Source organism: Achromobacter sp. (assembly GCF_036567245.1).
Lineage (GTDB): Bacteria > Pseudomonadota > Gammaproteobacteria > Burkholderiales > Burkholderiaceae_B > Achromobacter.
The window spans coordinates 1-2,408 of the sequence record NZ_DATCUY010000085.1 but is presented as its reverse complement, the minus strand read 5'-3'; the positions used below and the strand labels follow the sequence as shown (position 1 = coordinate 2,408).

The following is a 2,408-nucleotide window of genomic DNA, read 5'->3' as shown; positions in this document are numbered from 1 at the left end:
AGGCTGGTCCGGCCGGGCGCCGTGGGGTTGGCCACGTCCATCATTTTCGGCGGAGTCGCGGTGGCGTCCGTGCTGGGTGTGCCGCTGGGCGCCTTTATCGGCGGGCTGGCCGGATGGCGCGCGGCCTTCGGCATCATGGCGGCGCTGTGCGCCGTCGTGTTGCTCATGAATCTGATGAGCCTGCCGCCGCTGCCCGCGACGCGCTCGCTGCGGCCGCGCCAACTGCTGTCGCAACTGGCCAATCCGGGCCTGCGGCAGGGCCTCCTGATCACGCTGTTCCTGGTCGCCGGCCACTTCATGGCGTACACCTTCGTGCGCCCGCTGCTGCAGATCCACGCGGCGTTCGGGGACAGCTGGATAGGCCCGCTGCTGTTTGCCTATGGCGCGGCAGGCGTGGCGGGCAATTTCCTGGGCGGGGCGGCAGCCGCGAAACGTCCGGCGGCGACCTTGCTTGCGATCGCGGCCAGCCTGTTGCTGATCTTGCTGCTGCTGGCCATGCTGGGGCAACTGCGCCCGGCCGCGGCGGCCTTGCTGTTGCTGTGGGGCCTGGCCTATGGCGCGGTTTCGGTGTCGCTGCAAACCTGGATGATGAAGGCGGCGCCGGACGCGGTCGAGGCCGCCACTGCGCTGTTCGTCGCGGTGTTCAACCTGGGTATCGCGGCAGGTTCGCTGCTGGGCGTGCCCAGCGTGGACACGCTGGGGCTGCGGGCCAATCTGTGGCTGGCTGCGGCCTGCATGCTGTGGCCGGCGGTAATGCTGGCGCGGGCAGGGTGGAGCGAACTGCGCCAGGGCTACGCGCGGAAGGCGCGCAACAGCGTGTCCACGCCGTAGCGGCAGGTGGCCAGATGGTCCTCATCCGGACCTTCGTCCCGGCCGCCGGTCAGCCGTGCGTACGAGGCGATGCCGTTGATCAAGTTGCCCAGGGTGCGCGCCGCCAGGCGCGGATCGTCGATGCGCAGCTCGCCACGCTCGCAAGCTGCTATCAGGCATTGCTCCAGGGGCGCGTGGAGTTGCATTTCCACCGCCAGCCGCAGGGATTCGGCCAGTTGCGGCAGGCGATGCGATTCCGAGACGATCAGGCGGTACAGCGCGGCCGATTTGGGCTGCAGCGTGTAGCTCAGCAAGCGTCGCGCCAACTCGTGCAGGGCCGGGCCGACGGATTGGTCCAGCATGTCGTCCGCGAACACCGCCGCGCGCATGCCGTTCAATTCATGCTCAAGCACCGCGACCAGCAGGCCCTCCTTGTTGCCGAACAACTGGTAGGCGGTCGCCGCAGAGCCCCCTGCCTGCTGCACGACGCGCTGGATGGACGTCTGCGCGTAGCCGTGCTCCAGCAACGACTGCTTGGCGGCTTCGAGCAGGCGCTCGCGACGTGCTTCACCGCGGCTGGTCAGCGCGCGTCGCGCCGTGTCGTTTGGAATGGTGTTCACTTCGCCCCCCGTGGCCGGATCGGTCGCGGACTACCCATTGTCCGGCGGCGTGCCAGTCTTAAATTGTGTAATGTATAGTACATTACTCGGCTGAAAATCATCCAAACAGCTGTGACGCCCTGCAACGGCGGCGCTCGCGGCGCACATCGCTATGATCGACGACCTGGTTCAATTGGGAAAACTCGTCAGCCTGGGGCTGGCCTTGATGCTGCCGCTGGCCAATCCTCTGACCTCCATGACGCTGCTGCTGTCCCTGGGCCAGCAGATCTCCTACAAGGAGCGCGAACGCCAGGTCAAGCAGGCGGCGTTCTACGTAGTCGGCATCATGGTGGTGACCTACTATGCTGGCGCATGGATCATGCATACCTTCGGCATTTCGATTCCGGGGCTGCGCATCGCCGGCGGCCTGATCGTGGCCAGCATAGGCTTCAGCATGGTGTTTCCGTCCACGCCGTCGACCGCTTCCGAGGCCGACGTGGCCGATGCCCAGGTCAACCGCCAAACGCCCAATATCGCTTTCGTGCCGTTGGCGATGCCGGGGACGGCCGGACCGGGCACCATCGCCATGATCATCAGCGGCGCGTCTACCCTGGACGCATCGGCGGCGCATACCTACGCGCCCTGGGTGCTGGCGGTGACTCCCATCATCGTGTTTTCCCTGCTGGGCCTGCTGTTCTGGATCTGCCTGCGCTCGGCCGGACGCATCGTGGCCGTGATCGGCCAGGGCGGGGTGGAGGCCATCTCTCGCATCATGGGCTTCCTGCTGGTGTGCATGGCGGTGCAGTTCGTGATCAACGGCGTTCTGGAAATCGTGCAGCAGCATGGCGGCCTCTAATCCTGCCCGTCGCGGCTGGCTGGCGACCACGGGGCGCATCGCCTTCAGCCTGCTGCTCATTCTTTCCGCGCTATGGGGTTGCCTGGCGCTGGCTTATCGCGCGCCGGGCGGCCAGCTCGCGCAAGGCGCGGCGGCGCTGGCCT

General features: G+C 67.1%; 3 protein-coding genes. 2 read left to right on the top strand and 1 reads right to left on the bottom strand.

Annotated elements, in window-relative coordinates; genetic code table 11:
• Positions 1-831 (top strand): MFS transporter (locus tag VIR09_RS03460; RefSeq protein WP_332011605.1); only part of this gene is annotated, 831 nt, incomplete at its 5' end.
• Here VIR09_RS03460 and VIR09_RS03455 read toward each other — a convergent pair.
• On the bottom strand, positions 792-1,430 hold the full coding sequence (locus VIR09_RS03455; protein WP_332011604.1) for a TetR/AcrR family transcriptional regulator: 639 nt from the start codon (positions 1,428-1,430) through the stop codon (positions 792-794). The two genes, VIR09_RS03460 and VIR09_RS03455, sit on opposite strands and share 40 nt — an antisense overlap.
• A gap of 151 nt (positions 1,431-1,581) precedes the next feature.
• Here VIR09_RS03455 and VIR09_RS03450 point away from each other — a divergent pair, with 151 nt between their 5' ends.
• The gene (locus VIR09_RS03450; RefSeq protein ID WP_332011603.1) at positions 1,582-2,265 is read left to right on the top strand and encodes a MarC family NAAT transporter; all 684 of its coding nucleotides are present in this window, start codon (positions 1,582-1,584) and stop codon (positions 2,263-2,265) included.
• Positions 2,266-2,408: the final 143 nt, after the last annotated feature.

What these genes read in the sequence shown, in the direction of transcription:
- VIR09_RS03450 (WP_332011603.1), top strand. Translation starts at nt 1,582, where the DNA reads ATGATCGACGACCTGGTTCAATTGGGAAAACTCGTCAGCCTGGGGCTG.